Raw genomic sequence first — 26,954 nt, forward strand, 5'->3', positions numbered from 1 at the left:
CCCGCACTCATCGCCACGCATTCATCGTCAGCCAGGGGCCCCTTTTGATCGCCACCGCCAATATCACCATGCAGTTCGGGGCCAAGCCCCTGTTCGAGAACGTCTCGGTCAAATTCAACAACGGCAACCGCTACGGCTTGATCGGCGCTAACGGCTGCGGCAAGTCGACCTTCATGAAGATTCTTGGCGGTGAGCTGGAGCCCTCGGCCGGCCAGGTGATGCTCGAGCGCACCACGCGCTTGGGTAAGCTGCGTCAGGACCAGTTTGCGTTTGAAAACGAGCGCGTGATCGACACCGTCGTCATGGGCAACGCCGAGCTTTGGAAAGTCGCCGCCGAGCGTGAGCGCATTTACTCGATGGCCGAGATGAGCGAAGAGGACGGCATGGCCGTGGCGGATCTCGAGGTACGCTTCGCCGAGCTCGACGGCTACACCGCCGAAGCGCGCGCCGGCGAGCTGCTGCTGGGCCTGGGGATTCCGCTGGAGCAGCATTTTGGCCCGATGAGTGAGGTCGCGCCGGGTTGGAAACTGCGCGTGCTGCTCGCCCAGGCGCTGTTTTCCGACCCGGACGTGCTCTTGCTCGACGAGCCGACCAACCACCTGGACATCAACACCATTCGCTGGCTCGAGGACATTCTGAAAGCGCGCAGCAGCACCATGGTGATCATCTCTCACGACCGCCACTTTTTGAACAGCGTCTGCACCCACATGGCGGATCTCGATTACGGCGAGATCACGCTGTTCCCTGGTAACTACGACGACTACATGACCGCCGCCACCGCGGCGCGTGAGCGCCAGCACGCGGACAACGCCAAGAAGAAGGCGCAAATCGCTGAGCTTCAGCAGTTCGTCAGCCGCTTCTCCGCGAACGCCTCCAAGGCGAAGCAGGCGACGTCCCGTGCGCGCCAGATCGACAAGATCAAGCTCGAGGATATCAAGCCCTCGAGCCGGGTCAGCCCGTTCATCCGCTTCGATCAGAACAAGAAGATTCACCGTAACGCGCTCGCCGTCGAGGCGATCACCAAGGGCTATGAAGGCAACAAGCCGCTGTTCGAGCGCTTCTCGATGGGGGTGGAAGCCGGTGAGCGGATCGCGATCATCGGCCCTAACGGCATCGGCAAAACGACGCTGTTGAGGACGCTGGCCGGCGATTTCGCGCCAGACAGCGGCGAAGTGAAGTGGACCGATGCCGCCGAGCTTGGCGTGTTCGCTCAGGATCATGCGGCGGACTTCGCCGAAGATGCCACGCTGTTCGAGTGGATGGGGCAGTGGACGCAAGGCGGGGAGCAGGTCGTACGCGGCGCGCTCGGGCGGATGCTGTTTTCAAGCGACGATATCAATAAATCAGTGAAGGTGATCTCCGGTGGCGAGCAGGGCCGGATGCTGTTTGGTAAGTTAACGCTAACCAACCCCAACGTGCTGCTGATGGACGAGCCCACCAACCACCTCGATATGGAATCGATCGAGGCGCTCAACCTGGCGCTCGAGAACTACCCGGGCACGCTCATATTCGTCAGCCACGACCGCGAGTTCGTCTCAAGCCTTGCCACGCGCATCATCGACATGCAGCCGGACGGCATCGTCGATTTCAGCGGCAGCTACGACGACTACCTGCGAAGCCAGGGCCTGGTCTAGGTCGGCGAGGTCTCGCCAAGTATTTGCTGGTAGGTCACTTCCGAGACCGGGTTTTGCTCGCTGTCGAGAATATCGCCCCTGAAGGTGTCGTTCATCTCCTTAGCGAGCGCAACGTAGACGTGCATCTGCTGGTTACGTCGCCGATGGATGGGCGGTTTGACCAGCAGGCTGACTCCGCGAATTGTGTCGTGGCTCTCACCGCGTAAAAGATCCGGCATTTCCCCGGGCGGGAAAGCGTTGGCGATGATGATCGGGTTGGTGCGCTTGTGACCGTCAATCAAAAACACCCGTTTAAGCGAGTCAAAGCGAGCGTTTTTGCCGCGCAGCCACTCGGTCAGACGCTCGTCGGTGGTGACGTCCGGCCGGGCGAAAATGACGAACAGCGAGTGCTGCCTCTTTTTACCCGCCGCTGCTGGTACCGAAGGCACCGCACTTTGCGACGTTTGTGTGCGCGCAGGGCGCGCTGGAGGAGCGACGGAGGGTCCTTTGATCGGGCGTATTTTGGCCCGCGAAAGATACACGTAAATCGCGATAGCAACTAGGCCGACAAATAGAGAAAAAAGCGCCAACCCTATAGGAAGGGAAATAGTATCCATATTGTTACCCCAAGCCTCATGAAGAAAACATTATGGCATATGTTTTTCAATTAGCAGCCACGGCATACCGATCATAAATGCCTTCGTATAGCAAACTTGATCGCGGTTTTAATGATCGGGTTGCAGTCTCCATAAGGAATGTTAGCCGAACACAGTTCATGTATTAAGTCCTCACATTTAGACCATTGATGATGGTCTATGCATCGTTAAGCTTGTCGAGAAAAGTTATACCAGCGCTACCGAGCATATTTGCAGTAGGCGCTGCCACTTTCCGCACTATCGACGAGCATAAAAATGGCAACTGGCAAAACACTTTATGATAAGCATATAGACTCTCATACCGTATGTACGCTGGATGATGATGGGCATGTGCTGCTTTATATCGACCGACAGGTGATCAACGAATATACCAGCCCACAGGCTTTTAGTGGTTTGCGCGAAAAACAGCGCAAGGTTTGGCGTCCTTCCACATCGCTTGGCGTGGTGGATCATGTTAATCCTACCGCGCCCAATCGTATTGCTATTATTAACGATGAAGGCGGTGCTCGCCAGGTGAGCTACTTTGGTGAAAACTGTCGGGACTTTGGCATCGAACTATTTGACGTCATGGACCGGCGCCAGGGTATTGAACACGTGGTTGCCCCTGAGCTAGGGTTCATTTTGCCGGGTATGGTCGTCGCGGCGGGCGACAGCCACACAACGACCTATGGCGCTCTAGGGGCGTTCGGGTTCGGTATCGGAACCTCCGAGATTGAGCACCTGCTCGCCACTCAAACACTGGTTTACAAGCGCCTTAAAACCATGCGCGTTACCGTAGAAGGCACGCTGACCGAAGGGCTGGCTTCGAAAGACATTATAATGGCTCTGATCCGGCGTATTGGTGCTTCCGGTGCTACGGGCTATGCCATCGAGTTTGCCGGCCCGGGTATCGCAGCGCTCAGCGTCGAGGCGCGTATGACCATTTGTAACATGGCGGTCGAGGCCGGTGCCCGCGGAGCGTTCATGGCACCTGACGAGAAGGTGTTCGAGTATTTGAAGGGGCGCGATCGAGCGCCCACCGGTGAACTGTTCGAACAGGCGCTGGCGAAGTGGCAAACGCTTTGCAGTGATGAAGACGCCGTTTTTGATATCGATATTACCCTGGATAGCAGTGAACTTTCGCCGATGGTAACCTGGGGCACCAGCCCCGATCAGGCCGCGTTTATCGATCAGCGTGTGCCCGACCCCGCGCTTGAAGACGACCCCAATCAGCGGCGCGATATGCAGCGGGCACTGGAATATATGGGTCTGACGCCTGGTGAGCTTTTGACCGATATCCGTATCAGCCATGCTTTCATCGGCTCATGTACAAACGCCCGGATCGAGGATTTACGTGCCGCCGCCGCGGTGGTGAAAGACAGGAAGGTCGCCGAGCACGTACGCGCCATCATCGTGCCAGGTTCGACCGCCGTGCGTGATCAGGCGGAAGCAGAGGGGCTGGCCGGAATCTTTTTAGAGGCTGGATTCGAGTGGCGCCAGTCGGGGTGCTCTATGTGTTTGGCGATGAACGACGATGTTCTGGAGCCGGGAGACCGCTGTGCCTCGAGTACTAATCGTAACTTTGAAGGCCGTCAAGGCGTCGGTGCGCGTACGCACTTGATGAGTCCGGTCATGGTGGCAGCAGCTGCCATCAAGGGCACGCTTACCGATATTCGTCAACTATCCCAGGAGGCCTAAAATGGAACCCTTTACTTGCGTTACCGGCCAGGCGGCCCCCATGCTTGCGGCTAATATCGACACCGATGTCATTATGCCCAAGAAATTTCTCAAGGGAATTGATCGGCAAGGGCTCGACCGTGGGCTCTTTCATGACATCCGCTTTTTAACCGATGGATCACCAAATCCGGAGTTCATCCTGAATCAGCCCGGCTGGCAGCAAAGCAGCTTTCTAGTGACCGGGCCCAATTTCGGCTGCGGCTCCAGCCGCGAACATGCGGTATGGGGCTTACAGCAGCTGGGTATTCGTGCGCTCATCGGCACATCGTTTGCAGGTATCTTCTACGACAACTGCCAGCGCAACGGTATTTTGACCATCACGCTTGCGCCGGAAGTGCACAAGCTGCTTGCCGATACTGTCAGCAAGGCCGAAGAAAACGTTATTACCGTTGACCTGGAGGCACAAAAAATTACGCTTGGCGGTGGTACGAGCTTGTCTTTTCAGGTTGATGAACTAAGGCGCAGTGCCTTGATGCGAGGCCTGGATGCCATCGGCAGTACGCTTGAGAAAGAAAGTCAGATCAAGGCTTTTCAGGAGCGCCATCTCGCCGCCAACCCTTGGCTTGCGTAACCAGAAAGTATTCATTTGGCGCTAGCTTGGCGCCTAACGTACTGATTCAAGAATGCGTCCCGGTCGTTGTATTAAAGACAGCGTCCGGGATTTTTTTTGAATAAAAAAGCGTATCGAGTCGAGAGCCTCTTCAACAAGAAAGTATATTTTTAGAACATCTCTTGAAAACGCGACACTTAGGAGTACGACAGATAAGAGCATGCATCAGTGTAATGTTCATAAAAACAAATGGCCGGACCTTGCGGTCCGGCCATTATTGCATCGTGCGCAGTGGGGCGCGTAGTTCAAGCCAGTAGTGCGACCATAATACCCGTAATAAGCAGAATGAAGGCGCCGCCGAGTCGTGAGCTGATCTGTGCGAAAGGCATCAACTGCATCCGTTTAGCCGCCGACAAAACAGCCACATCACCGGTACCGCCCATGTTGGCCATGCAAAGGCCGGCCGTTACCGAGGATTCGAGTGGATAAAAACCAACCAGTTTGCCCACAATACCGGCCCCGAAGGCGGCACCTGCCACAACGGCAAGCGTGATAAGCACATAATTAATGCTCAGTGCCTGAAGAACTGTATCAAGATCGGTATAAGCGATCCCGATGCCGAATAGCTGGGCAAGCGTCAGATTAGCGGCAATGAAGCTGAACCACTGCGCGCAGGCATCGTTAATAACGCTGGGGATCAGTTGGAAGATCTTGCACGTTGCCACCAGTATAATCATGATGGCATAGGGGTGCAGCGGTAAAAAAGCGCCAAGTACTTCACCGGCCACGTAAAAACTGATAGAAGCCAAAAGGCCGATACCCATCATACGCAGGCTCAGGGTCTGTACCTTTTCCTGAATGGAGATACCGTGCATCAGTTGCCCATCACCGCTGAGACCCGGCACGCGACTTGAAATCGCGGTCAGAATACTAGCAATGATGATGGAAAAAACATTGCCCAAGGCCAATGCCGGCACGAGCAGGGAAATGTAGTAGCTGGCTGGCTGACCTAGCAGTTCCTCATAGATTTGGCTAAGGGGAATCGCGCCAGCACCCATGCCACCTCCCATAATAGGCATGGCGATAACGAGAACCGCATCCTGAATGGTGTAGCCGAGCAGTTGACCGACAAGCGCAGTGAGCATGATAGCGCCGAACGTGGCGCCCAGAATCGGCAAGAAAAAGCGCACGCCAATCTTTTTAAGTGCTCCCGAGTCCATGCCCAGAATACTGCCTGCAATCAAGGCGACGATATAAAAGTTGAGAAACTGGCCAGCTTTCATGAAGGTAGTGATATCGTCGACCACCTCATCAGGCAGTATATTAAAATACACAAGCGCGGCGGCGCCAAAGATAGACACGATAACCCCACCCCCGAAGTAACTTCGGATGAGAGGTACACGGTCACCGATAAAGCCCAGTATCCCGCCCGCGACGATCATCGTCATAAGACTGCCCGTTAAGCCTGCGGGTAGCGTACCCACAGCCATGGCGGCAATCAGTATGGCGGTGATGGCCAGAAAGAAGGGCCAGGGAATACCATATATTCTTTCCCACATAGGTGGGTGAGTCGTTAGCACGGGTTCGGAGGCGTTTGACATGAAGATTCTCACGTTTTTTGAGGGCTGGCGTTATAGTTATGAGCACCGATTAATAGTGTTAACGTCGATGCTACTATTGCAGCGTTATCTTGTGAGCGACTCTTCAATGCTTCAATATACGAAGTGTAATGTCAGTGTTCATGGAGTGAATATTTTTTAAGGACGCTTTTTGTCAATTGATCTTTGGTCTTGCTTTGAGAGAAAGGTAAAGAATAATGAGTTGATAGTGAAGTTGATATGAGCTGTTTCATTTGAATATGAAGACATAGCGACTAAAGTAATCTTCCAGAAATTCGATACATGCTTTCATTTTTGCCGACTGATAAAGACGTGTTTGATAAACCGCCCAGATATTGGCGGGCTGGTCATACTCCGGTAAAATTTGCACCAGCTTGCCCTGCTCGATCAGCGGTTTTACCTCCCACTGAGATCGTAGCACGATACCGTGGTTTTCTAGCGCCCACTGCATAACAATAGCCCCGCTATTTGTCGACAGAGTGCCGTTGACATTGACCGTCTGTGGCTCCTTGTCACGATAAAGCGTCCATTGGCCGAAGGAGTTGTTACGCTCTTTCAGAATCAGGCACTCATGGTTAATCAGTTCGTGAAGCGATGTAGGCGTACCGTTTTGCGCAAGGTACTGCGGTGTCGCACAGAGTATGCGGCTATTGTCCGCAAGCTTTCGGGCTATCAGGTTGTCGGACAGATCATTACCAATACGAATTTCTATATCGAAGCCTTCCCCGACCAAATCGACGACGCGGTCGATCAGGTCCAGTCGAATATTCAGTTCCGGATGCTGGTGATTGAACGTGGAAAGCGCCGGCCCTATATGGGCTTGGCCAAAACCGAAGGAACTGCAAATTTTAAGGCTTCCATGGATCAGGTCACGGCTGGCGGATAGCTCACTGTAGAGGTTGTCAAAATCGCTTAGAATGCGTGTCGCCCACTGGTAAACCAGTTTGCCATCCTCGGAAAGCGTGATGCGTCGTGTAGAGCGATGAAGCAGACAGGTATCGAAATTTTCCTCCAGTATACGAATACGCTTGCTGATATAAGCGGCGGAAACGCCAAGCTCTTCAGCGGCGCCGGCAAAACTGGATTTACGAATCACCATCAGGAAAACGTTTAGATCAATTGGCGATGGATGCTTTTCACGAATATTGCTCATGATACTTCTCTAATTACATTGATAATACTCGCGTAAGCGCCGAGTTTTAATTTATTTGGCCGGTAGATGCATCGGCTTCAGTATGCTTGATGCGTATCGGCTATTGAATAATTATAAGCGGAGTCGGCTTGTGTCTGCTCAGGCATTTACATATAAAAAATGCCCAACCCATGGGGGTTGAGCATTGTGTATTTTTAACGGGTAGATATCAGGAAGAAGCGAGACGATCAAAACCGTTATCCAAAAACGGATAGTCGGTATAGCCTTTTTCATCGCCGCCGTAGAAAGTGTCGTGATCCGGCTCGTTGAGCGCGGCGTTCTGACGGAAGCGCTCAACCAGATCCGGGTTGGCGATATAGGGGCGGCCGTACGCGATGAAGTCGCTGTTACCGCTTTTAACCATCGCCTCGCCTTTTTCGGCATCGTAGTGGCCGCAATAGATGATGCTGCCGTTGAAGCGCTCGCGCATCCGTTCGCGGAAACCGTCCGGGAAGGTGTTGTCGCCGCCGGCCCAGTTCGGCTCGTTGAGGTGGATGTAGGCGATCTCGCGCTTGGCAAGCTCGTCGGCGAGATACAGCGCCATCTCTTCGGGCTCATCGTCGGTCAAGCCGAAAATCTCGATGAAGGGCGTCAGGCGAATGCCCACTCGGTCGGCGCCGTACACCTCGATCACTGCATCAACCACTTCGAGCGGGAAGCGCGCGCGGTTCTCGATCGAGCCGCCGTAGCGATCAGAACGTTTATTGGTGCCGGTGGCCAAAAACTGGTTGAGCAGGTAGGCGTTGGCCGCGTGGACTTCCACCATATCGAAACCAGCGTTTTTGGCGCGCTGGGCTGCCTGGCGGTAATCCTTGACGATGCCCGGGATCTCGTCGGTTTCCAGCGCCCGCGGCGTGCTGGCCGGGTGCTGACCGGCGCTACCGTCTTCGAATTCGACAAAGGCCTGGGCGCCTTCGCCCTTGAGGGCGCTCGGGGCGACCGGCTTCTGGCCGTCAGGCTGAACCATTTCGTGGGAAACGCGCCCAACGTGCCAGAGCTGCAGCGCGATGCGCCCGCCCTTGGCATGCACGGCGTCGACCACGCTCTTCCAGCCGGCCTGCTGCTCGTCGGTCCAGATGCCCGGGGTATACACGTAGCCGCGAGCGGTCGGCGAGATGTTGGTCGCCTCTGAGATGATCAGACCAGCGCCGGCGCGCTGGCCATAGTAGGCGCGCTGCAATTCGCCGGGCACGCTGTCCGGAGTGCGCGCGCGGGTCAGCGGCGCCATGATCACCCGGTTGGGAAGCGTCAGGCTGCCAAGCTGGGTCGGGGCGAGAAGCGTTTCGAACGCCATGAGCAAACTCCTTCTTGCGGATAAATAAGTCAGATCATCAACAATAGACCAGTTTACTATTGTTCGCCAGCGGACCGAAAAATCGGCCCGCCGACATCACTCAATAGCCTACAACGTGGCCCAACACCAACCCCGCGAAACTTAGAAGATAGACCATCGCCATGAAGGGGAGGATGGCCTTGAGCCACTGCTCGTAGCTGACACGCCCCAGCGCGATCATCGCCAGCATCCCGCCGGAGGTGGGAATGATCAGGTTGGTCAGCCCGTCGCCGACCTGAAAGGCGGTGATCATGAGCTGGCGGCTGATGCCGACCAGATCCGCCAGCGGAATGAGAATCGGCATGGTCACCAGCGCTTGGCCGGAGCCCGAGGGCACGAACAGGTTGATCACGCCCTGGAGGACGCTTGCAAGGATAGCCGTGAGTGCGGCGGGTACGCCGCTCAGAAGCCCGCTCAGCCCATAGACGATGGTGTCGATGATCGCCGCCTCGTTGAGGATGACCTGAATCGACGCCGCGAGGCCAATGACCATCGCCCCAGCGGTGACGCTCGAGGCGCCTTCGATCAAGCGCGCAACGATGCCGTTGGGCGAGAGCCCGTTCAGCGCACCGATCACGATCGCCATCAACAGAAACATGGCGGCGATTTCGTTGATGTACCAGCCGCGGGTGAACACGCCGTGAAGCATGACCGCAAGCCCACCGACGAAAGCCGCAAGCGTCGCCAGGTTGCGCCGGCTCAGCGTGTACTCGTTCAAGGGGCGGCTCATGCCCGCGGCGTCCGGCGACTCCTTGAACGGCATGGGCACCACGCGCTTGCAGATATAGAGCGCCAGCAGGCTGAGCGAGCACAGCAGCAAAAGCGTGCGAAGCCAAGCGCCGGAAAAGGTGGGAAGCTCGGCGATGCCCTGAGCCACGCCCACGGTATAGGGGTTGATCGGTGACAGCGCAAACCCTACGCCGATACCGCCCACCGCCATGGTGGTGCCGACCAGGCTCGAACAGCCGATGGCGCTGGCGATCAGCACCGCAATCGGCACCAGGGCAATATTGTTTTCATAGCCCACGGCGACGCCGAAAAAGCCGTAGATGAAGGTGCCCACGGTAATGATCAGGTTGCGCCGGTGAACGCCGACCTTGTTCACCGCCACGCCGATAGCGTTTTCCAGCGCCCCGGTCTTTTGCAGGATGTGAAAGAGCCCGCCGGCGATGAACACGATGAACAGGTACTGCGAGGCGTTGATCAGCCCTTGAGGAATCGCTACGAAGATATCGAAAGGGGCGATCGCGGCGACATCGTCCAAATAACGAAAAGATTCCGGCACCACCAGGGTACGCCCGGCCTCGGTTACGCGTTCGAACACCCCAGCGGGAATGATGAAGGTCAACAGGTAGGTCGCGACCAGAATCATGAAGATCAGGACCATGGGATCCGGCACCGTGCGGTACCAGCGGGTTGGCGTATCAGAAGTGGGAGCGGGCGTCATGAGGGGCCTTTTCGCGGGTGTCGTGTAAGGCGGCCGATCGACTCGGGCGCCGGGCGAAGAAGGCGTATCTTACCAGTGGCCGCTAGCGTGGAATCAAGACGACCAGAACCAGCGCTTTTTAGGCGCCAGCGCCGCCGCGCTCAAAAGCGCCGCGTTAAGGGTGAGGACGATGGCGCCGAGCTGGCGATGACAAAACGCGCTGCTCAAGACGCCGGGGCACTGTTTGAGCAGCAGCTCGCACTGGTTGGAGGCAAGGCAGAGTTTCGCGTGAGCATCAAAAGGCAAAACGGAGGTGGCCTCTTCGCTCACGCGGGCAAGCTCACCGGCGAGCATCGAAAGCGTGCCGGTATCGAGCCAGCAAGGCAGCGGGTCCTCAAGGCGCGGGGCGATCGAGTGCTGCATCGCTTCAAAAGAAGTGCGCAAAAACAGCACGCTCTGGCGAAGCTGGCGCTGATCCTTGGGTACACTCCACCGTTTCATGCGGGATCTCCTAAGAGAGGTTTATTTAATTAAAAATGTTTCTCATTTGTATTTGTTCGCGAAGATAGCGTGCGCCTGCCGCCGTGTCAATCACGGGGCGGGCGAGTCATGCTCTGCTTCAAGCCGTCAGCAGATAGATGCCCTGAATTAAATAGAACGCGCCGATGGCGGTCACGATCCAGCGCGTCCAGGCGCGGAAGTTGGCGTCGGTCAAACGGTGCAGAATGCGCGTGCCGGTTTGGGTGCCTAAAAGCGCAAAGGGGGCGGCCAGCGCCACCATGGCCCAATCGCCGGCGCCGAGGGCGAGCGCCGAGCCGAGGTAAAACAGAATCTTGATGCTGTGCGCGACGACCTGAATCATCGCCTTGGTGGCGACCACCTGGCGGCGGTCCATGTTCGAGCGCACGAAGAAAATGTCGATCAAGGGCCCGGAAACGCCGGCGGCGATGGTGAGCCCGCCGGAGGCCAGCCCGCACGCGAGCGCGTGGCTTGCGCGGTTGGCGTTGAGCGCGAACCAGCGCTTGGGTAGCCAGACCAGAATCGGTAAAAGCCCGATTAAAATCGACACCGTGGCGGCGTCGGGGCTGTAGTCGAATAAAAGCAGCAGCCCCGCCGCGCCGGCCACGCCGCCGGCCATCAGCGCCACTACTCGCCAGCTAATGAAGCGCCGGGAAAGCCACGCGCGCGAGGCGTTGGCGGTGAGCTGAATCACCCCGTGCACCGCCATGGCGGAGGCCGCGGGAAAGATCAGCAGCAAAAACCAGAGCAGTACCAGCCCGCCGGCCATGCCGAAGATGCCGGACAGCAGCGAGGTAAAAAAGACCACGCCGACGAAGAGGGCGCCGATCAAAACGGCCATGCAGACTCCTTAGCGGCAAAAAGGCCATACCTGGTAGAACTTGCGGCACTGAAACTCCGCCTCGCAGGCGTTGAGCTGGGATTGATAGCGCCCCGCGCGGCTCGCGACCTGGCGCCCGGCGCGCAGCACGTGGGGTTTGTTGCGATAGGTGCCGCGCTGATAGCCGCCGGCGCCTTCGTGGTAGGCGTAGTAAAGATGCTCCGGGTTTTGCAGCGAGATGCCGGTCTGCGCGCGAGTGCGCGCGTTGTACCAGCCGATGAAATCGGTGGCATGCTTCATGTGGGTACGCCGGGCAAAGAGGCTGCCCGCCTGATCGCGGTACTCGCCCCACACCGGGTCCTGGGCCTGGGCGTAGCCTTTGGCCGACGAGGGTCGGGGGCCGGGAATGAAGCCGAGATAGTACTTGCGGTCCGGGCGCACGTGGCTTCGAAACGAGGACTCCTGCTGAATGAAGGACATTTGCGTGGCGATTGGCGTGCCCCACTGATTTTCCGAGTCGCGGGCGTAGTCGTACCAGCTTGGCTGCTCGCGGAAAATCTCGCATACGTTGCTTTGATCCTGCGGGGGGCTTGGGGCGAACGCCGCACAGCCTGACAGCGTAAGCAGCGCACACAGCGCCCAAAGGTGGCGTGCGTAAGCAGCGGTCGATCCGCGTAAATGACGCATGGCGTCTCCTGTTCGATCCCTGGTGTTATCGTTTCTCTGGCGCGTTGGCCTGGCGCAGCAGCGCGGCCAGGTGGTGGCGCAGGCGCTGCACTTCGCGGCTCAGCGTATCGCCGGAGAGCATGCCCACCCCCATCACCAGCCCCGAGCGGTCATCTTGTGGCGCACACACCGGGCTAAGCGGGCGCACGATGAGGTGCTCTTTCAAAAGCGCCTGGGCGATGGCTACGTCGTCCACCCCAGGCTCGAACTCCACGCACAGGCTGATGGTGCTGCTTGGCGGTGAAACGCGCTTGACCCGCGGTAGCCGCTTAAGCTGGTCGTGCAGCACCTGTTGGCGGCCCAGGTAGTCGCGCTGAATGCGCCGGCACCAGCTGTCCAAATCGCCGTCGAACATGAACTGGGCGAGCACCGCCTGGTCGAGCATGCGGCCTTCGCGAAAAAGCTCGCTTCTCAGCCGGTTCATTGGCTCTGCCAAGTGATGCGGCACCACCAGATAGCCCAAGCGCAGGCCGGGAAACATCATCTTGGAAAACGAGCCTACCAGCAAATGGCGCGACGAGCCGGGTTCGAACAGAAGCTCGGTGTGATCATCTTTGGTGAACTCGTAGTCGTCCTCCACCACGTAGGCGGGCTTAAGCGCTTGGCAAAACGCGCGCTTGTGCCGGGCGCTGGCGGGCATGCTCAGCGGGTAGTGGTGCGAGCCGGTCAGGTACGCCAGAGCCACCGGCTCGCCCGGCGGCTGTAAACGATAGCCGTCGTTTGGGTGCCAGGCGCGCATGTCGACGGTAAGCCCGGCGGCGGTGAAAATATTGCGCGCGCCCCAGTAGCAGGGTGACTCCATCGCGACGGTGTCGCCCACGTCGGTCAGCGCCATGGCGCAAAGCTCGATGCCGTTGTGGGTGCCGTCGGTGATGATGATCTGGTCCACGTCGCAGTCGATGTTGCGCCAGCGCGCGAGAAAATCGCGAATGGCGCGTTTGAGCGGCCCATACCCGCCGGTGGAGTAGGAGAGCAGCAGCGCGTTTTGCGCCACCGTGACGCTGGTATAGAGCTGGCGCCAGCGGCGCATGGGAAAGCGGGCGATGTCGGGAATGCCGGGCATGAAGGCGCCGCTTTGAATGCGGCTCGACCCCGGCGCGCCGAGCACCTGGCGGGCGCGTCGGGAGAGCGGCGCGGACAGCGGGTTTAAGGCCGGCGCCGATGGCGGCTTGCGCACCCAGGTGCCCTGGCCGTGGGCGGTCTTCAATAACGCTTCGCCGCGCAGCGTCTCCATCGCTTGGGCCATGGTTTGGCGCGCGCAGCCGGCGGCCTCAGCCAGCGCTCGGTGCGAGGGCAAGCGGCTGCCCTGGCTCCAGCGCTGGGTAATGGCCAAACGCAGCGCCTGCTCGATACGCACCTGCTTATTGAGCCGCCCGGGCTGGGCCTGATAGAGCTCGGAAAACTGTTCGAGCATCTCGCTTACGCTCATTGACGTTCCTTCAACGCTTTTATCCAGCGCGTTATCTCACTCATAAATCAGAACGTTACCATACGTTCGCTAAAAGTGGTCTAGTCAAACCACACAATGGTCCATTCGCTTGGGTGGTTTTGCCTGCTAGCGTGTACTAAAGAGCGCTCTATCGCCGAAGGGGCGAGCGCCCTGCCATAACAATGCGCCACGCTTACACAACAACCAATCACTCTTGGGAAGATACCATCATGACGACATCGACTCCTGAACAGGCAAAGCTTGTTCGCGTGTTGGCACGTGGGGACGTGCTGGCGCTGGCCTTCGGGGCCATGATCGGGTGGGGCTGGATCGTACTGACCGGCACCGCCATTCAATCCGCCGGTAGTCTCGGCGCCATTCTGGCTTTCATCGTGGGCGGCATTGCGATTCTGCTGGTGGGGCTAACCTATGCCGAGCTCGCCTCGGCGATGCCGAAAGTCGGCGGCGAACACGTTTACAGCTACCGGGCACTGGGCCACGGCGCCTCGTTTCTATGTACCTGGGCGATCATTCTGGGCTATTTGAGCGTGGTGGCGTTCGAAGCCGTGGCGCTGCCGACGGTGGTCGAGTACATCGCGCCGAACTACGCGGTCGGGCATCTTTGGACCATTGCCGGTTGGGAAGTGAAGGCGACCTGGGTGGCGGTCGGCGTGGGCGGCTCGCTGATCATGATGATGGTCAACTACTTCGGTGTCACCACCGCTGCGCTTTTGCAGAAAGTCGTCACCGGGCTGATTCTGGTGGTGGGCGTGATGTTCATCACAGGGGCCTTGTTCGAGGGCAACACCACGAACATGACGCCGCTTTTCGCCTCCGGCGAGGCGGGCATGGCCGCGGGCATGATGGCCGTACTGGTCATGGTGCCGTTTCTGTTCGTCGGCTTCGACGTCATCCCTCAGGCCGCCGAAGAGATCAACCTGCCCTACAAGGCGATCGGCAAGGTGCTGATGCTCTCGGTCATCCTGGCGGTGGCCTGGTACTCGCTGATCATTCTGGGCACCAGCCTGATGCTCGATAGCGCCGCACTTGAAGCGGCGAGTTTGACCGTGCCGGAAGCCATGGGCGTGCTGTTCAACGCTGACTGGGCGAGCAACCTGATGGTGCTGGCCGGTATCGCGGGCATCATCACCAGCTGGAACGCCTTTTATATCGGCGGCTCGCGGGCGATCTACGCGTTGGCCTCCGCCGGCATGCTGCCGCAAACCTTTGCCAAGCTGCACCCGCGCTACAAAACGCCGACCAACGCCGTGTTCCTGATGGGCTTTCTCTCCTGCATCGCGCCGTTTTTCGGCCGCCCGGCGCTGGTGTGGATCGTCGACGCCGGTGGCCTAGGCATCGTCATCGCGTACTTGTTCGTCGCGGTCTCCTTCATCGTGCTGCGCGTGCGCGAGCCGGACATGCCGCGCCCGTTTCGCGTGAGCTTTGGCATGCCCTGCGGCGTGGCGGCGGTGCTGATGTCGCTCGGTATGGCGTTTCTCTACCTGCCGGGCAGCCCCGCCGCGCTCACCGGCGCCGAGTGGATCATTTTCGCTGGCTGGTCGCTGATAGGACTGGTTCTTTACGTCTATTCGCTGCGCACCTATGGGCGCGCCTACAGCGACCGCCACATGCTGGACGACTTGTAACGTTTCATTCATTCAGGAGCACTTTATGAGCTTTATCGATCAATGGCTGAACGACAGCGTACCGGCGCTCATCGGCGGGCAGTGGCGCAAGGGTCAAACGACGTTCGCCGTCGACAACCCGGCCACCGGTGAGACCATCGCCCGTGTCGCCGAGCTTGGCGGTAGCGACACCGAAGAGGCCGTCGCGGCAGCGTATGAGGCCGGCCCCGCCTGGCGCACAACCCCGGTCAAGGAGCGCGCGAAAATCCTGCGTCGCTGGTTCGAGCTGATCATCGAACACACCGACGACCTGGCCCGGCTGATGACCCTGGAACAGGGCAAGCCGCTGGCCGAGGCTAAAGGCGAAGTGGGTTACGGCGCCTCGTTCATCGAGTTCTTCGCCGAGGAAGCCAAGCGCATGGCCGGCGAAACCCTGCCCAGCCACGGTGCCGACAAGCGCCTGATGGTGCTGCGCGAGCCGGTCGGCGTGGTGGCCGCCATCACGCCCTGGAACTTCCCGCTGGCGATGATCACCCGCAAGTGCGCCCCGGCGCTGGCCGCCGGCTGCACCGTGGTGATCAAGCCCGCCGAAGCCACGCCGCTGACGGCACTGGCGGCGGCGTATCTCGGCCGCGAGGCGGGCCTGCCGGAAGGCACCATCAACGTGGTCACTGCCTCCAAACCCGCCGAGGTAGGCGAAGTACTGACCACCGATTCCCGCGTGCGCAAGGTCTCGTTCACCGGCTCCACGCCGGTCGGCAAGCGTTTGCTTGCCCAGTGTGCCAGCACGGTGAAGAAAACCGCCATGGAGCTGGGTGGCAACGCGCCGTTCATCGTCTTCGATGACGCGGATCTCGACGATGCGGTCGACGGCGCAATCGCCTCGAAATTCCGCAACGCCGGCCAGACCTGTGTGTGCACCAACCGCTTTCTGGTCCAGGACGGCGTCTACGATGCCTTCGTCGAAAAGCTCGCCGCGCGCGTTCAGGCGCTGAAGGTCGGCGATGGCCTGAAGGAGGGAAGCACTATCGGCCCGCTGATCAACCAGGCGGCGGTCGACAAGGTGCAGCGCCACGTCAGCGACGCCCAGCAAAAGGGTGCCCGCGTGGTGTGCGGCGGAAGCGTCAGTGACGCCGGCGAGCGTTTCTACACGCCCACGGTGCTGGCGGACGTAACCACCGAGATGGCCGTGGCGTTTGAGGAGACCTTCGGCCCGGTCGCGCCGGTATTCCGCTTTAAGCGCGATGACGAGGCGATCCAGATGGCCAACGACACGCCGTTTGGCTTGGCTGCCTACTTCTACGCCACCGATTACCGCCGCGTCTGGCACGTCACCGAGGCGCTCGAATACGGCATGGTCGGCGTCAACGAAGGCCTCATTTCCACCGAGCTTGCGCCCTTTGGCGGCGTGAAAGAGTCGGGGCTGGGGCGTGAAGGCTCGCACCACGGGCTCGATGAATTTACCGAACTGAAATACGTCTGTGTCGGCGGTCTATAAGAGGAGTTGAAATGACGAACCACGAGTTGAACGAGCTGAAAAACCGTTTTGTCGCCAAGGGCGCCGCGACCCCGACCGCTCAGTTCGCCGAGCGCGCCGAAAACGCGGAAATCTGGGACGCCGACGGCCAGCGCTGGATCGACTTCGCTGGCGGCATCGGCGTGCTGAACCTGGGCCACCGCCACCCGAAAATCGTCGCCGCAGTGGAAGCGCAGCTCAAGAAGGTGATGCACACCAGCGCCGCGGTGATCTCCTACGCGCCATACGTACAGCTGTGCCAGAAGCTTTGCGAGCTGACCCCGGTACGCGGCCCTGAGCGCAAGGCGATGCTGGTCAACACCGGCGCCGAGGCGCTGGAAAACGCGGTGAAGATCGCTCGCGCCGCCACCGGCCGCACCGGCATCATCACCTTTGACGGCGCCTTTCACGGGCGCACCATGATGACGCTGGCCATGACCGGCAAGGTGCTGCCCTACAAGAACGACTTCGGCCCGATGCCGGGCGATGTCTTCCGCGCGCCGTTCCCGAACCCGATCCACGGCATCAGCGAAGAGGCCTCCCTGGAAGCGCTTCGCACGCTGTTCAAGACCGATATTGCACCGCACCGCACCGCGGCTATCGTGATCGAGCCGGTGCAGGGCGAAGGTGGTTTCTACATCGCCTCCCCTGAGTACCTGCAAGCGCTTCGCGCGCTGTGCGACGAGCACGGCATTTTGTTGATCGCCGACGAAGTGCAGTCCGGCTTTGCGCGTACCGGCAAGCTGTTTGCACTCGAACACAGCGGTGTCGAGGCGGACCTTCTGACCACCGCCAAGAGCCTGGCCAACGGCATGCCGCTCTCCGCGGTCGTGGGTTCGGCGGACGTCATGGACGCCTCTGGCCCCAATTCGCTCGGCGGTACCTACAGCGGCAACCCGCTGGCCTGCGCGGCGGCGCTGGCGGTGATCGAGACGATCGAGGAAGAGAACATCCTCGCGCGCAGCGAGCAGATGGGCCGCATGCTCGCCGAGCGCTTTGCGGTGTGGGAAGCGCGCTTCGAGCACGTGGCCCACGGCCGCCAGCTCGGCGCGATGGCCGCGTTCGAGCTGGTGGGCGCCGACGGCAAGCCCGACCCGGCCGCCACCGCCACGCTCTGCGCCAAGGCGCGCGAGCAGGGTCTGATCCTGCTCTCCTGCGGTTTCTACGGCAACAGCATCCGCATCCTGGTGCCGCTAACGGTATCGAGTGAGGTGCTGGAAGAGGGGCTCTCCATCATCGAGGCCTCGCTGGAGACGCTGGGCTAAGCCACGAGCGTTTCAACTGAGCCCGCCCTCGCTACAGGCACTCGCCTGGGGCGAGGGCGGGCTTTTTTATCGTGTTGAAATCGATGACGTCAGCTGAGCGAAGAACGGCATTAACAGCGCAAACAGCTCTGCCTGGGAGGAAATGCGGCACTTGGCATAGAGCTGACGGCGAAACACCTTGACCGTTTGCAGGCTGACATCGAGATGCAGGCTGATGGAAAGTGAGGAGTGGCCGCGCAGAATGAAAAGTGCCACTTCCGCTTGGCGAGGGCTCAACTGGATGCCGCGCTGCTGGTCAAGCGCTTCTCGAAGGCGTTTTTCGAGCGTCAAGGGGCGGGCGTTTGGAGCGCTTTCCGGTCGATAGTGCTGCCAATGGCGGCTGAGAAGCCCGGCCAGAGTGAGTTCGTGACGGCCGAGGGCGGTCAGTTCTGCCTGGCTAAACGGCTGATTGCTCGAGCGATCCTTTCCAAAGCAGGCGTTTAGCGTCACGCCATTTTCAAGCCGCGCGAAAATCGCGATTTCATCGAGTAGCGTCGTTTGGCGGTAGTAGTGCTTGTAATAATGCGTGCGCCAGAAACGATCCGGCGCTACGTCGGCCAGGCGGCGTATACCCTGTACGCCGCCTTTGAGATGCTCGCGGTAGAACGGATCCAGCAGGTAAGCGCCTTCCAGGTAGTGACTGTCCATCTGTTGATAGACCACCGGATCGACGCACTCCCGATACAGCACCTCGGGGCGCCGCTCTCCCTGGTAGGCGATAATGATCAGGTTATCGAACGCCGCCAACTGTTTGACCCAGCCAGAAAAGTGGTTCGGAAAATCCGGCGCGGACAGCGCCATGATCGTATCGGCCAGTTGCTTGTCGCGTTTGCTCTGCGTCACTCGCTCCCCATCACTGTTTCCATGCCACTGTTCTCATAACTCTTCTCCCATACCCCTGTTCCCATACCACCCTAGGGTTATATACGTGGCGGTGCGCTGTCCCTACCTTCTTTATCGGGTGGGGTGCGAGGCCGATTCGTTTGGCAGGGGAGCCAAGCAGACGGTCATTGAGTGCCATGCCCCTAATGATACCAAGTCAGGCAAGCCAAAGCGGATGACCTGGCAACAACGTCGTGACGACCGGTCGCAAGACGCGCCGGTGCGGTGAACGATGCCTTTAGGAGACACATCATGATAGATAATAATATCAAGCTGGAAAGAACGTTATCGCTCAAGGCGGTGGTGCTATTTGGGCTTGCTTACATGACGCCCCTGATCGTGCTGGGTACGTTCGGTGTCATTGCCAGTACCAGTCAGGGGGCGGTGCCCACCGCTTATTTGATCACCACCGTTGCCATGCTGTTCACTGCCTACAGTTACGGCATCATGGCGCGCGCCTATCCGATATCCGGGTCGGCCTATACCTATACACGCAAAGCCATCGATTCCCGTGTCGGTTTCATGGTGGGCTGGAGCGTACTGCTGGATTATTTCTTTTTGCCCATGGTGATCTGGCTGATCGGTGCGGCCTATCTCAATGCGCGCTTTCCCGAGGTCCCCAGCTGGCTCTTTTTGCTGGGCTTCATTGGAATCACCACGAGCCTGAACGTTTACGGGATTAAAATGGCGGCCCGGGTGAACTCGCTGTTGATGGTCTTTCAAATATTGGTGATCGTCTTCTTCGTGCTGCTATCGGTGCGCCACGTCGTCTCTTCCGGCGGTACGAGTTCGCTGCTCAGTATGGGGCCTTTTTTGGGCGACAACGCCGGCTTTACGGCGATCGCCGCCGGCGCTGCCGTGGCGGCCTACTCCTTTTTAGGCTTCGATGCCGTCACGACGCTCACCGAGGAGACCATCGAGCCCAAGCGCAACATTCCACTCGCCATCATGCTAACGGCGCTGATCGGCGGCGGTATCTACGTGCTGGTGGGCTATACCACCCAGCTCGTACACCCCGGTAGTGAGTTCATCAATGCCGATTCCGCTGCTTTCGAGATCGCCACGATGATCGGGGCAGATCTGTTCGGGGCCGTGTTTTTGGCCGGGCTGGTCGTGGCCCAGTTCACCTCGGGCCTTGCCGCTCAGGCCAGCGCTTCGCGGCTTTTGTATGCCATGGGCCGCGATACCGTTTTGCCTCGCCGACTGTTCGGTGCGCTTCATGCGCGCTTTCGTACGCCGGTGTTCAATATCGTGCTAACAGGCGCCATCGGTGTCGTTGCGCTGTTTCTCGACGTACTCTCGGCCGCTTCCTTTATCAATTTCGGCGCGTTCATCGCCTTCATCATGGTCAATCTGTCGGTGATCTTCATGGTGAACCGGGACGCTGACGCCAAGCGCCGCTACGGTGTCGTCAAGGGCATGCTGATCCCTCTGGTGGGTGCCGGGGTCAACCTGTGGCTAATGAGCCAGCTGGACAGCAATGCCTTCGTGTTGGGCGCCATCTGGTTGGCCATCGGGTTGGTTCAGTTGATCTATCTGACCCGAGGCTTTCGACAGCCGCCTCCCGAGGTAGACTTCGATGATTCGGATGACTCGTCACACACCGAGACATCAAACGCTCGCTAAGGAGGCACCCCATGGCCCGATACTTGCCGATACTGATGATGCAGGAGGTCGCTCGCCTGCACGGCAGTGACGCCGAGCTACAGGCGTTCGAAGCCGAAATCGCCGCGCAGCTCAGCGATTTCGGCGCGGACTTCGAACAGCCCAGAATGGTCGTTTATCCCGAAATGCACCTGTGCAGCGCCTCGGGCACGCCCGAGCAGCGCAAGAGGCAGCTGGAGGCCGCGGCTGAGCCGATCGATGGCCCCCGCAATCGGCATCTGTCTCGCATCGCGCGCCATCTGGGTATCTGGCTGTTGCCCGGCACGGTGTGTGAGCGCGGCAGCGACGGTTACCTCTACAACACGGCGCCGGTCTACTCGCCCGAAGGCGAGCGCGTTGCCGCCTATCGCAAGTGCTTTCCCTGGCGCCCTTACGAGCCCTACCGGCCCGGGGATCGCCTGGAGGTGTTCGACGTGCCGGGCATCGGCCGTGTGGGGCTGGCCATCTGTTACGATATCTGGTTTCCCGAAACGGTACGCCAGCTTGCATGGGAGGGGGCCGACGTCATCATCAACCAGGTCGCCACGACCACCTGCGACCGGGCTCAGGAGCAGATCCTCGTGCAGGCCAACGCCATCTTCAACCAGGTTTACATGGTGAGCGTCAATGCCGCGACGCCTTCCGGTGAAGGGCAAAGCCTGGTCGTGGATCCGGAAGGCCGTATTCGAGCACGCATGCCCGGCGCCACGGCGGGAACGTTGACCGACGTGCTCAATCTGGACGAGGTCGACCGAGTGCGAACCTTCGGAACAGCGGGCTTGAACCGTATGTGGTCTCAATTCCGAGATGATGATCCGGTGCTCGAACTGCCAATGTACGAAGGCCGTTTGGACCCCTGCAAGTGGGCACATCGCTCGTAACGTCTTTGTGAAAGGTGGGCTTGAGCCCATCGTGGCGGTATCGATAGCCCGCCCTCATCGTAAGCGTTTGCTTGCGGTGGGGGGCGGGCCTCGCTTTTTAAGGTTATATTAGTGCTCCTAAAAATGACGCCCGGCCGGGCGTCATTTTATGGGATCGTCACCGTTTTAAATCCCCTGGAGCACCGATGAGCCTGTTTTCTCTGGTGAGCGTGCTGATCACGCTCGCCGCCGTATCGAGCTACTTCAACTATCGCTATATCAAGCTGCCGACGACGATTGGCGTCATGCTGGTCGCGCTACTTGGCTCGCTCGCGCTGATTCTGATTAGCCCTTATAACGACGGCCTGCGCGATGAGGCCACCGCTCTGGTGGCGCGCATCGACTTCGACCAGGTGGTACTGCACGGGCTGCTCGCGTTTTTGCTGTTCGCCGCCGCTATTCACGTCAAGTTCGACCACCTGGGCCGGGAGTGGCTGCCGATCGGACTGCTCGCGGTCGTGGGCACCTTGATGTCCACGTTCATCGTGGGAACGCTTGCCTGGTGGATACTCGGCTGGATGGGGCTCGGTATTCCCTTCATGCATGCGCTGCTGTTCGGCGCGCTGATCTCGCCGACCGACCCCATCGCGGTGGTCGCGATCATGAAATCCGTTGGTGTCTCGCAGCAGCTCGAAAGCCAGATCAGCGGAGAGTCGCTGTTCAACGACGGCCTGGGCGTGGTGGTGTTCATGGTGCTGTTGCAGCTCGCTGGGCTCGACGGGGCGGAGCACGGCTCGAACTTAGGCGCTTCCATCGACGCGGCGGCCGTTGGCCTGCTGCTGCTCAAGGAGGTCGGCGGGGCGCTGCTACTGGCGTGCGCCGTGGGCTATACCACCCACCAGATGCTCAAGCGCGTCGACAATTACCAAGTCGAGGTGCTGATGACCCTGGCCATCGCCATGGGGCTTTACGCCCTGGCGGATGCGCTGCACCTGTCCGCGCCCATTGCCGTCGTGATCGCGGGGCTGTTCGTGGGCAACCACGGGCGGCAGTTCGCGATGTCGGACAAAACCCGCGAAAACGTCGATACCTTCTGGGAGCTGATCGACGAGATTCTCAATGTGGTGCTGTTCTTTTTGATCGGCCTGGAGCTTTTGATTCTGCCCATCGAGCGCGCCTGGCTTTTGGCCGGCGCACTGATGATTCCTGTCGTGGTCGGCGCGCGCGGGTTCTGCGTCTCCTTGATCATGGGCGTGCTCAAGCGGGTTAGAGAGCAGTCGCCGGGGACGATCCGGATTCTCACCTGGGGCGGGCTGCGCGGCGGCATCTCGGTGGCCATGGCGCTGTCGCTACCCGAAGGCGATCTGAGAAACCTGGTGCTGACGCTCACCTACTGCGTGGTGGTGTTCTCGATCGTGGTGCAGGGGCTGACCATGGGCAAAGTGATCCGCTGGAGCAGCCGCGGGTGAACCCATCCAACCGGGGTCGAGATAAGGAGCCTCTATAACGTCTGACTCTCATACCCGGCGCCTTGCAAGCCTCAAGGCAGACGTCGATCCGCCGATAGGTAATTAACTTCTATCGATAGGGCTGGCGAATGCAGCGATTACTCATCGGGCTTGTGTTGGCGCTGGCCGTCGTGTTGATTGGCTATGTCAGTCTTTATTCTATCCATGCGACCAATAAAGGGTTCGATCCCCAAACCCTGATGGGCACCCTGACAGATGAGCTGGAGTATCGAGTAGATACCGACGCGCATCGCTTTTTTGATGCAGCAGACGCCGCCCGGGCCGCTACATGGCACCGTAATCAAAAACCGACGCTTAACCTTGGGAGTGAGCCTAATGGCGCTTGGGTGCGCTTTCGAGTGGATAACACCACATCGGCACCCTTACAGCGCCTGCTCTTGATTGGCTGGAACTACAACCTGGTCGAAGCGTGGGTGCTCGATCGAACAAGTGGTCAGTGGTCGCCTTCCGTTCGCACAGGCAATTTCGTCGAGCCTGCTCGTCGAGACGTTGCAAGCCCCCTGCTGGCCTTACCCATCACATTGCCTTCGGGCCAGGCCGACGTTTACTTGCGCCTGGAAACCCAGCTGCCCTTGATTCTGCCCCTTCGGATGGTTGATCTAAAAACGTTCAACCGTGAAGCGCTTTATGACTACCTGAGCATGGGGGCTTTTTTCGGAGCCATGCTGGTAATGATGCTTTATAGCGCCTCATTGTTCGTCTTCATCCGCGATAGTTCCTATATCTATTATTGCTGTTACCTGGCGGCGGCGACCCTCTACGTGGGCAGTACTTACAACTATGGTTCCTACTTTTTCTGGTTCGAGTGGAAGTGGCTTAATGCACGAGTAGGTTTTTTGTCAGTTGGTTTAACGTTTTTAGCGGCCGGTCTTTTTGAACGACAATTTCTGAATATAAAGCGTGAAGGGGCTTGGCTGCTGGGTGCTGCCAATCTACTTATTTTGTATTGGTTCTGCGTCGTTCTGGCGGCATTGCTGTTTCCTAATCACGTCCATGAGCTCTTCATAGAGGAGGCGGGAGCCCTTTCATGTGTCGTGGCGTTGGCCGTTGCGTTCATCGTATGGCAACGGGGCAATGTCTCTGCCGGCTACTATTTTATAGCGTGGACGTGTTTGATGACCTCCACGTTTTTTCTGGTTCTAGCGACGGGGGGAGTGATCCCCATGAATACTTCCATACGCTCTGCCCAACTGCTTGGTTTTATACTGGAGTTTCTGCTGCTATCGATTGCCTTGGCAGAGCGTATCAGTCGCGAAAAAGCGTCCCGACTGGAGGCTCAAAATGCACTTTTAGCGGTGCAAGAGCAAAACAATAAGGTGCTTGAAAAGCAGGTTGCTCTGCGCACTCGCCAACTGGAGAAAGCCAATCGGGAACTGTTGAAGTTGAGCAGTACCGACCCGCTCACCCAACTCGACAATCGTCGCGGCTTTGAAGAAAAATTTATTGGAGCGCTTCAGCGCAGCCTCGAAAAGAGCGCTCCGCTGGCGTTTGTGATGATCGATATCGATCACTTCAAAGCGATCAACGATACCCATGGCCATAACGTCGGCGACGAGTGCCTGGCGCGGGTAGGTAAAACGCTTGGAAGCTACTGCCAGGGCGACGCTACGTTTGCCGGGCGCCTGGGCGGGGAAGAGTTCGCCATCGTTTTTGACGACCTTTCTATCGCCAAGGCCGAGGCAATGGCTGAACGGATTCGAACGGCTATCGCGGATTTGACCGTTGCAACGGCTAGAGAAGAGATTCAGTTAACGGTTAGCATTGGTGTGGCCACGGGGCTGGCCCATATCGATGACCGCATGCCAGCCTTTGCCGAAGCGGCCGACAAGGCGCTTTACCAGGCAAAGAAGCAGGGGCGTAACCGTGTTGTGCTGTCGCCACGCCAAAAGACACTCAAGCGACCACTGCAGTGTGACAGCGCACCTGACATGGAGGCGCTTGGCCTGCCTACGCAGTAAGCACGAGACATCGAGCATCGGCCTGCTGGCATCAATGGGCCGGGCTCCTATACTGAGCGCATACCCACTTTCGAGGATGCGCGCCATGAAACCAGAAAAACTGCCCTCCGGCGCCGGTGACGTGGCCGGCGAATACCCCGAGGTGTGGAGCGCCTACGCCGCACTCGGCAAGGCGTGTTCGCAGGCGGGGCCTTTGGAGGCCCGTCAGCGCCGGCTGGTCAAGCTGGCGCTGGCCGTCGGTAACCGCTCCGAAGGCGCGGTGCACTCCCACGTGCGCCGTGGGCTCGAGGAGGGCATCAGCGCCGAGGAACTCAAGCAGGTGGCGATGCTGGCGGTGCCTACCATCGGCTTTCCCGCCGCCGTCGCGGCACTGACCTGGATCACCGATATCACCGACGCGAACTGATTCGCCGCTAGCCCAGCATGTTCAGGTACTGGCGCACCACCACGGCGTTGTTGGTGCGCGTCTCTTTCGAGGCGAACACCAGCGTCACCGTTTCCCGCTTTGCGCGCTGGGAAAGCGGTCTGAGCGTTTCCCGATGCTCGGTCAGCTCCTTTAGATAGCGCTTTCGAAACTCCCCCCAACCGAGCGAGCCGTCGTGAAACGCCTCGCGCAATTCACGGCTGGGGGCGATCTCCTTTTGCCATTCGTCGATGTGGGCGTGCTCCTTTTTGACGCCGCGTGGCCAGAGGCCGTCCACCAGCACGCGGTAGCCATCCTCTTTCGCCGGCGCGTCGAACGCGCGTTTCAATGCGATCCTTGCCATGTTGCCTCCCTTTATGGATAAAGGCTGGTTACCCGCCCGCCCTAGGCGGCCACCAACGGCCTGGCCGGGCCGAAGTGCTCGAAGTGGCGGTGGCTATCATCAATACCCAGCCCCGCCAGCGCGGTGTCCACGGCGGCCATGAACCCTTGCGGGCCGACGAAGTAGCAGCGCGCTTTGGGCCCCGGCAGGTAGCGCGCCAGCAGGTCACGATCGATACGGCCGATGTGCTCAACCCCTTCACCGTGTTCGAGCACGTTGACCACCGTCAGCTGCTCCGGGTAGTCGCGCTTGAGCGCTTTGACGTCGTCGCTAAACGCGTGGTGGTCGCGATCGATCGCGGCGTGCAGGTACACCACCCGGCGGCCCTCTGACAGCGCCTGGCGGGCGATGGGGAGAAGCGGCGTCTGGCCTACGCCGCCGCTGGCCAGCAGCAGCGGCTCGTTTCCTTCGACGAGCGTCAGGTCGCCGGCCGGCGGCAAAAGCTCCAGCGTGTCGCCTACCTTTAACACATCATGGAAGTGGCGGCTGACGCGGCCCTGCTCCTCACGTTTGATGGAGATCCGGTAGCTACGGCCGTTGGGCAGGTCGGACAGGCTGTAGTGGCGATAAACCGGCTCGCCGTCGATCATCACGCGCACGCCAATGTACTGGCCGGGCTCATGCGCTGCCACGGGGCCGCCATCCTCGGGCTCGAAAACGAACGACCGGATGACCGAACTCTCCTGGTGGGTGCGGGCGATTTTGAAGCGCCGCGCGCCGCGCCAGCCGCCGGGGCGGCTTTCGAACTCGCGGTAGCGCTGATCTTCCAGGTCGATCAGCAGTGCGGCCAGCTCGCCGTAGAGCGCGCCCCAGGCATCGGCGATCTCCGGGGTCAGCGCGTCTCCCAGCACTTCGCCGATCGCTGCCATCAGGCACTCGCCGACGATCGGGTAGTGCTCGGGCAAAATGTTCAGCGAGACGTGCTTGCTGACCACGATATCGAGTGCGGCCCGCGCCTTCGCCGGGTTGCCTCGAAGCTGAACGTAGGCGAGCACCGCGCCGGCCAGCGCCCGTGGCTGGCTGCCGTTTTGCTGATGCACCTCGTTGAAGAGCACCTTGACCTCGGGGTAGCGCTCGAACATCAACGGGTAGAACCGGCTGGTGATGGCGTTGAGATGTTCGGCAACGACGGGGGCGGTGGCTTCGATCAGCGCTTCCTGCTCGTGGCTCAACATGGCGTGTTCCTTATAAGATGTATTTAAAATATATCTTATAAGGCGTGCCAAAAAAG

Annotated in this window: 23 protein-coding genes; 11 read left to right on the forward strand and 12 right to left on the reverse strand. The window is 59.4% G+C overall.

The window, feature by feature from the left end; all coding sequences use genetic code 11:
* The first annotated feature begins 44 nt into the window (after positions 1–44).
* Complete coding sequence (locus ACGLWX_RS13435) at positions 45–1,634, forward strand: ABC-F family ATPase (RefSeq protein WP_396240366.1); 1,590 nt, start codon at positions 45–47, stop codon at positions 1,632–1,634.
* Here ACGLWX_RS13435 and ACGLWX_RS13440 read toward each other — a convergent pair.
* Positions 1,631–2,062: a cell division protein ZipA C-terminal FtsZ-binding domain-containing protein gene (locus ACGLWX_RS13440; protein WP_396240368.1), complete on the reverse strand. Its 432-nt coding sequence runs from the start codon at positions 2,060–2,062 to the stop codon at positions 1,631–1,633. The two genes, ACGLWX_RS13435 and ACGLWX_RS13440, sit on opposite strands and share 4 nt — an antisense overlap.
* Before the next feature lie 462 nt (positions 2,063–2,524).
* On the opposite strand from ACGLWX_RS13440, the gene leuC reads away from it, so the two are divergent.
* Positions 2,525–3,946 (forward strand): 3-isopropylmalate dehydratase large subunit, encoded by a 1,422-nt coding sequence (gene leuC / locus ACGLWX_RS13445; RefSeq protein ID WP_396240370.1) that lies wholly within the window; start codon positions 2,525–2,527, stop codon positions 3,944–3,946.
* A 1-nt stretch (position 3,947) separates the two neighbouring features.
* Positions 3,948–4,556: a 3-isopropylmalate dehydratase small subunit gene (leuD, locus tag ACGLWX_RS13450; RefSeq protein ID WP_396240372.1), complete on the forward strand. Its 609-nt coding sequence runs from the start codon at positions 3,948–3,950 to the stop codon at positions 4,554–4,556.
* Between the two features lie 284 nt (positions 4,557–4,840).
* Here leuD and ACGLWX_RS13455 read toward each other — a convergent pair whose 3' ends face one another.
* From ACGLWX_RS13455 to ACGLWX_RS13490, 8 genes are all read right to left on the reverse strand, one after another.
* Positions 4,841–6,136, reverse strand: coding sequence for a 2-hydroxycarboxylate transporter family protein (locus ACGLWX_RS13455; RefSeq protein WP_396240374.1), 1,296 nt, complete (start codon positions 6,134–6,136; stop codon positions 4,841–4,843).
* Positions 6,137–6,383: 247 nt separating this feature from the next.
* Positions 6,384–7,307: a LysR substrate-binding domain-containing protein gene (locus tag ACGLWX_RS13460; protein ID WP_396240376.1), complete on the reverse strand. Its 924-nt coding sequence runs from the start codon at positions 7,305–7,307 to the stop codon at positions 6,384–6,386.
* A 208-nt stretch (positions 7,308–7,515) separates the two neighbouring features.
* Complete coding sequence (gene nemA / locus ACGLWX_RS13465) at positions 7,516–8,640, reverse strand: N-ethylmaleimide reductase (protein WP_396240378.1); 1,125 nt, start codon at positions 8,638–8,640, stop codon at positions 7,516–7,518.
* Positions 8,641–8,740: 100 nt separating this feature from the next.
* The gene (locus tag ACGLWX_RS13470) at positions 8,741–10,126 is read right to left on the reverse strand and encodes a YfcC family protein (protein ID WP_396240380.1); all 1,386 of its coding nucleotides are present in this window, start codon (positions 10,124–10,126) and stop codon (positions 8,741–8,743) included.
* A gap of 93 nt (positions 10,127–10,219) precedes the next feature.
* Positions 10,220–10,606 (reverse strand): hypothetical protein, encoded by a 387-nt coding sequence (locus ACGLWX_RS13475; RefSeq protein WP_396240382.1) that lies wholly within the window; start codon positions 10,604–10,606, stop codon positions 10,220–10,222.
* Between the two features lie 118 nt (positions 10,607–10,724).
* Positions 10,725–11,465, reverse strand: coding sequence for a TSUP family transporter (locus ACGLWX_RS13480; protein WP_396240384.1), 741 nt, complete (start codon positions 11,463–11,465; stop codon positions 10,725–10,727).
* Between the two features lie 9 nt (positions 11,466–11,474).
* Complete coding sequence (locus ACGLWX_RS13485; RefSeq protein ID WP_252106015.1) at positions 11,475–12,131, reverse strand: lysozyme-like domain containing protein; 657 nt, start codon at positions 12,129–12,131, stop codon at positions 11,475–11,477.
* Between the two features lie 25 nt (positions 12,132–12,156).
* Positions 12,157–13,599 carry a PLP-dependent aminotransferase family protein gene (locus tag ACGLWX_RS13490; RefSeq protein WP_252106016.1) on the reverse strand — a complete coding sequence of 481 codons (1,443 nt, stop codon included), beginning with the start codon at positions 13,597–13,599 and terminating at the stop codon, positions 12,157–12,159.
* A gap of 230 nt (positions 13,600–13,829) precedes the next feature.
* Between ACGLWX_RS13490 and ACGLWX_RS13495 the strand changes: the two genes are divergently transcribed.
* The 3 genes from ACGLWX_RS13495 to gabT are packed head-to-tail and all read left to right on the forward strand — an operon-like array spanning position 13,830 to position 18,005.
* The gene (locus ACGLWX_RS13495; RefSeq protein ID WP_396240386.1) at positions 13,830–15,245 is read left to right on the forward strand and encodes an APC family permease; all 1,416 of its coding nucleotides are present in this window, start codon (positions 13,830–13,832) and stop codon (positions 15,243–15,245) included.
* A gap of 25 nt (positions 15,246–15,270) precedes the next feature.
* On the forward strand, positions 15,271–16,722 hold the full coding sequence (locus ACGLWX_RS13500) for an NAD-dependent succinate-semialdehyde dehydrogenase (protein WP_396240388.1): 1,452 nt from the start codon (positions 15,271–15,273) through the stop codon (positions 16,720–16,722).
* A gap of 11 nt (positions 16,723–16,733) precedes the next feature.
* The gene (gabT, locus tag ACGLWX_RS13505; RefSeq protein ID WP_252106019.1) at positions 16,734–18,005 is read left to right on the forward strand and encodes a 4-aminobutyrate--2-oxoglutarate transaminase; all 1,272 of its coding nucleotides are present in this window, start codon (positions 16,734–16,736) and stop codon (positions 18,003–18,005) included.
* Between the two features lie 66 nt (positions 18,006–18,071).
* On the opposite strand, the gene ACGLWX_RS13510 is transcribed toward gabT, so the two are convergent.
* Positions 18,072–18,887, reverse strand: coding sequence for a helix-turn-helix transcriptional regulator (locus ACGLWX_RS13510; RefSeq protein WP_396240390.1), 816 nt, complete (start codon positions 18,885–18,887; stop codon positions 18,072–18,074).
* 291 nt (positions 18,888–19,178) lie between these two features.
* On the opposite strand from ACGLWX_RS13510, the gene ACGLWX_RS13515 reads away from it, so the two are divergent.
* The 5 genes from ACGLWX_RS13515 (at position 19,179) to ACGLWX_RS13535 (ending at position 25,323) form a co-directional block, all read left to right on the forward strand.
* Entirely contained in the window at positions 19,179–20,552 is a 1,374-nt protein-coding gene (locus ACGLWX_RS13515) for an APC family permease (protein WP_396240392.1), read from the forward strand.
* A gap of 11 nt (positions 20,553–20,563) precedes the next feature.
* Entirely contained in the window at positions 20,564–21,451 is an 888-nt protein-coding gene (locus ACGLWX_RS13520) for a carbon-nitrogen hydrolase family protein (protein WP_396240394.1), read from the forward strand.
* Between the two features lie 185 nt (positions 21,452–21,636).
* The gene (locus ACGLWX_RS13525) at positions 21,637–22,899 is read left to right on the forward strand and encodes a cation:proton antiporter (RefSeq protein WP_396240396.1); all 1,263 of its coding nucleotides are present in this window, start codon (positions 21,637–21,639) and stop codon (positions 22,897–22,899) included.
* 128 nt (positions 22,900–23,027) lie between these two features.
* Positions 23,028–24,917: a diguanylate cyclase domain-containing protein gene (locus ACGLWX_RS13530; protein WP_396240398.1), complete on the forward strand. Its 1,890-nt coding sequence runs from the start codon at positions 23,028–23,030 to the stop codon at positions 24,915–24,917.
* Between the two features lie 85 nt (positions 24,918–25,002).
* Positions 25,003–25,323: a carboxymuconolactone decarboxylase family protein gene (locus tag ACGLWX_RS13535; protein ID WP_396240400.1), complete on the forward strand. Its 321-nt coding sequence runs from the start codon at positions 25,003–25,005 to the stop codon at positions 25,321–25,323.
* Positions 25,324–25,330: 7 nt separating this feature from the next.
* Here ACGLWX_RS13535 and ACGLWX_RS13540 read toward each other — a convergent pair whose 3' ends face one another.
* Positions 25,331–25,684, reverse strand: a complete 354-nt coding sequence (locus ACGLWX_RS13540; RefSeq protein ID WP_396240402.1) for a DUF488 domain-containing protein — start codon at positions 25,682–25,684, stop codon at positions 25,331–25,333.
* A gap of 41 nt (positions 25,685–25,725) precedes the next feature.
* Entirely contained in the window at positions 25,726–26,898 is a 1,173-nt protein-coding gene (hmpA, locus tag ACGLWX_RS13545; RefSeq protein WP_396240404.1) for an NO-inducible flavohemoprotein, read from the reverse strand.
* Positions 26,899–26,954: the final 56 nt, after the last annotated feature.

It is taken from the genome of Halomonas sp. HMF6819, from assembly GCF_044335525.1.
In the GTDB taxonomy this organism is placed as follows: domain Bacteria; phylum Pseudomonadota; class Gammaproteobacteria; order Pseudomonadales; family Halomonadaceae; genus Vreelandella.

What these genes read in the sequence shown, in the direction of transcription:
- leuC (WP_396240370.1), top strand. Translation starts at nt 2,525, where the DNA reads ATGGCAACTGGCAAAACACTTTATGATAAGCATATAGACTCTCATACC.
- leuD (WP_396240372.1), top strand. Translation starts at nt 3,948, where the DNA reads ATGGAACCCTTTACTTGCGTTACCGGCCAGGCGGCCCCCATGCTTGCG.
- ACGLWX_RS13455 (WP_396240374.1), bottom strand. Translation starts at nt 6,136, where the DNA reads ATGTCAAACGCCTCCGAACCCGTGCTAACGACTCACCCACCTATGTGG.
- ACGLWX_RS13460 (WP_396240376.1), bottom strand. Translation starts at nt 7,307, where the DNA reads ATGAGCAATATTCGTGAAAAGCATCCATCGCCAATTGATCTAAACGTT.
- nemA (WP_396240378.1), bottom strand. Translation starts at nt 8,640, where the DNA reads ATGGCGTTCGAAACGCTTCTCGCCCCGACCCAGCTTGGCAGCCTGACG.
- ACGLWX_RS13470 (WP_396240380.1), bottom strand. Translation starts at nt 10,126, where the DNA reads ATGACGCCCGCTCCCACTTCTGATACGCCAACCCGCTGGTACCGCACG.
- ACGLWX_RS13475 (WP_396240382.1), bottom strand. Translation starts at nt 10,606, where the DNA reads ATGAAACGGTGGAGTGTACCCAAGGATCAGCGCCAGCTTCGCCAGAGC.
- ACGLWX_RS13480 (WP_396240384.1), bottom strand. Translation starts at nt 11,465, where the DNA reads ATGGCCGTTTTGATCGGCGCCCTCTTCGTCGGCGTGGTCTTTTTTACC.
- ACGLWX_RS13485 (WP_252106015.1), bottom strand. Translation starts at nt 12,131, where the DNA reads ATGCGTCATTTACGCGGATCGACCGCTGCTTACGCACGCCACCTTTGG.
- ACGLWX_RS13490 (WP_252106016.1), bottom strand. Translation starts at nt 13,599, where the DNA reads ATGAGCGTAAGCGAGATGCTCGAACAGTTTTCCGAGCTCTATCAGGCC.
- ACGLWX_RS13495 (WP_396240386.1), top strand. Translation starts at nt 13,830, where the DNA reads ATGACGACATCGACTCCTGAACAGGCAAAGCTTGTTCGCGTGTTGGCA.
- ACGLWX_RS13500 (WP_396240388.1), top strand. Translation starts at nt 15,271, where the DNA reads ATGAGCTTTATCGATCAATGGCTGAACGACAGCGTACCGGCGCTCATC.
- gabT (WP_252106019.1), top strand. Translation starts at nt 16,734, where the DNA reads ATGACGAACCACGAGTTGAACGAGCTGAAAAACCGTTTTGTCGCCAAG.
- ACGLWX_RS13515 (WP_396240392.1), top strand. Translation starts at nt 19,179, where the DNA reads ATGATAGATAATAATATCAAGCTGGAAAGAACGTTATCGCTCAAGGCG.
- ACGLWX_RS13520 (WP_396240394.1), top strand. Translation starts at nt 20,564, where the DNA reads ATGGCCCGATACTTGCCGATACTGATGATGCAGGAGGTCGCTCGCCTG.
- ACGLWX_RS13525 (WP_396240396.1), top strand. Translation starts at nt 21,637, where the DNA reads ATGAGCCTGTTTTCTCTGGTGAGCGTGCTGATCACGCTCGCCGCCGTA.
- ACGLWX_RS13530 (WP_396240398.1), top strand. Translation starts at nt 23,028, where the DNA reads ATGCAGCGATTACTCATCGGGCTTGTGTTGGCGCTGGCCGTCGTGTTG.
- ACGLWX_RS13535 (WP_396240400.1), top strand. Translation starts at nt 25,003, where the DNA reads ATGAAACCAGAAAAACTGCCCTCCGGCGCCGGTGACGTGGCCGGCGAA.
- ACGLWX_RS13540 (WP_396240402.1), bottom strand. Translation starts at nt 25,684, where the DNA reads ATGGCAAGGATCGCATTGAAACGCGCGTTCGACGCGCCGGCGAAAGAG.
- hmpA (WP_396240404.1), bottom strand. Translation starts at nt 26,898, where the DNA reads ATGTTGAGCCACGAGCAGGAAGCGCTGATCGAAGCCACCGCCCCCGTC.